Annotated in this window: 2 protein-coding genes; both read right to left on the bottom strand. The window is 73.6% G+C overall.

From position 1 onward, the window contains the following. Nucleotides 1-30: 30 nt before the first annotated feature. Entirely contained in the window at nt 31-156 is a 126-nt protein-coding gene (locus tag HW445_RS33840; RefSeq protein ID WP_257231341.1) for a hypothetical protein, read from the bottom strand. A gap of 351 nt (nt 157-507) precedes the next feature. Further along, the gene (locus HW445_RS28470) at nt 508-1905 is read right to left on the bottom strand and encodes an FAD-dependent oxidoreductase (RefSeq protein WP_180223725.1); all 1398 of its coding nucleotides are present in this window, start codon (nt 1903-1905) and stop codon (nt 508-510) included. Nucleotides 1906-2038: the final 133 nt, after the last annotated feature.

The following is a 2038-nucleotide window of genomic DNA, read 5'->3' as shown; positions in this document are numbered from 1 at the left end:
CCCCCGCCGCTCACCCCGAGTACGTCACCCTCACCCGGCCGCGTTCCTGCTCAGGGCGGTGAGCACGTGATCCAGCTCGTTCGGCATCACGGCGATGAGGACAGCGCCTTCGCAGGAGGCGCACTCGACGATCGTGGAGCCACCGTTGATCTTCATCGCTTCGCGCAGCGACGGTGACCGCAGGCCGACCGCACTCCCGCCGGAAGGGACAGCCCGGCCCCGGCCCGGGTGCGGGGCTCCCAGGCCACCGTGGAGGGGCCGGTCACCAACCGCCCGCGAAGCCACCGGCCCTCGAGCGAGGGATGCTGCAGCAGACAGGGAACCTTGATCACCTCCCCCTGAGCGGCACGGTCCGCACGCCGCTTCACCTTCCGGCGGAGCAGCCAGGCCGTCAGTCCGCCCGCCGTCAGGGCGATCACGAGTTCGATCACCGCCGCATTCAAGCAGAAGGATCCGCGAACGGGCCGGTTCCGGAGGAACCGCACCGGAGCCGAAGGGCGGCGGCGGTCAGGGCGTGCGCGGCCGCACCGCCGCGGCGGCCTTGCGGGCCGCCACCAGCACGGGGTCCCAGACCGGGGAGAACGGCGGCGCGTACCCCAGGTCCAGGGCCGTCATCTGCTCCACCGTCATCCCGGCCGTCAGCGCGACCGCCGCCACGTCGACCCGTTTGGCGGCGCCCTCCCGGCCCACGATCTGCACGCCCAGCAGTTTCCCGGTGCGCTCCTCGGCCAGCATCTTGACCGTCATGGGGGAGGCGCCCGGGTAGTAGCCGGCCCGGCTGGTCGACTCGATCGTGACCGCGTGGAACCGCATCCCCACCCGCCGGGCGTCCTTCTCGCGCAGGCCGGTGCGGGCGATCTCCAGGTCGCAGACCTTGCTCACCGCGGTGCCGACCACACCGGGGAAGGTGGCGTAGCCGCCGCCCACGTTCGCGCCGATCACCTGGCCGTGCTTGTTGGCGTGGGTGCCCAGCGCCACGTGCTGCTGCTGGCCGGAGACCAGGTTGAGGACCTCCACGCAGTCGCCGCCGGCCCAGACGTTCTCGTGGCCGCGGACCCGCATGGCCAGGTCGGTGAGGAGGCCGCCGCTCGCGCCGAGGGGGAGACCGGCGGCCTCGGCCAGGGCGGTCCGCGGCCGGACCCCGATGCCCAGGATCACCACGTCCGCCGGGAACTCGCGGTCACCGGCCGCCACCGCGCGGACCCGGCCGTCCTCCCCGGCGAGCACGGCCGTGACGCCGGTGTCGTTGACCATGGTGATGCCGAGGCCCTCCATGGCGGTGTGCACCATCCGGCCCATGTCCGGGTCGAGGGTGGACATCGGCTCCTTGCCGCGGTTGACCACCGTGACCTCGAAGCCGTGGTTGATCATCGCCTCGGCCATCTCGACGCCGATGTAGCCGGCGCCCACCACCACCGCGCGCCGTCCGGTGGTGCGCGACAGCGTGTCGATCAGGGCCTGCCCGTCGTCCAGGGTCTGCACGCCGTGCACGCCCGGCAGGTCGATGCCGGGCAGGTCGGGGCGCAGCGGGGTGGCGCCGGTGGCGATCACCAGCTTGTCGTAGGAGGTCCAGGACTCCTCGCCGGTGTCCAGGTCGCGCGCCCGGACGCGCTCGCGCCCGACGTCGATCGCGGTGACCTCGGTGCGCGTGCGCAGGTCGATGGAGCGGGCGCGGTGCTCCTCGGGCGAGCGGGCGATCAGCTGCTCGCGCTCGCCGACCGCGCCGCCGACCCAGTAGGGGATGCCGCACGCCGAGTAGGAGGAGAAGTGCCCCCGTTCGAAGGCGACGATCTCCAGCTCCTCGGCGCCCTTCATCCTGCGGGCCTGCGACGCGGCGGACATGCCCGCCGCGTCGCCGCCGATGACCACCAGTCGTTCCCGGTCCCGCCACGCGCCGCTGCTCATGGAGCCAACCTAGCGCCGGGAGCGGCACGGGCCGCGGACGGGTGGCCGCGCCCGCCCGCCTCAGGACCCCTGCGAACCCTGGGGCTTCCCGGCCTCCTCGGCCTCCTGGGTCTCCTCGGCCTCCTGGTGTGCA

It is taken from the genome of Streptomyces sp. UH6, assembly GCF_013421635.1.
GTDB lineage: Bacteria > Actinomycetota > Actinomycetes > Streptomycetales > Streptomycetaceae > Streptomyces > Streptomyces abyssomicinicus.
This window is presented reverse-complemented; position numbering and strand designations above follow the sequence as displayed.

What these genes read in the sequence shown, in the direction of transcription:
- HW445_RS33840 (WP_257231341.1), bottom strand. Translation starts at nt 156, where the DNA reads ATGAAGATCAACGGTGGCTCCACGATCGTCGAGTGCGCCTCCTGCGAA.
- HW445_RS28470 (WP_180223725.1), bottom strand. Translation starts at nt 1,905, where the DNA reads ATGAGCAGCGGCGCGTGGCGGGACCGGGAACGACTGGTGGTCATCGGC.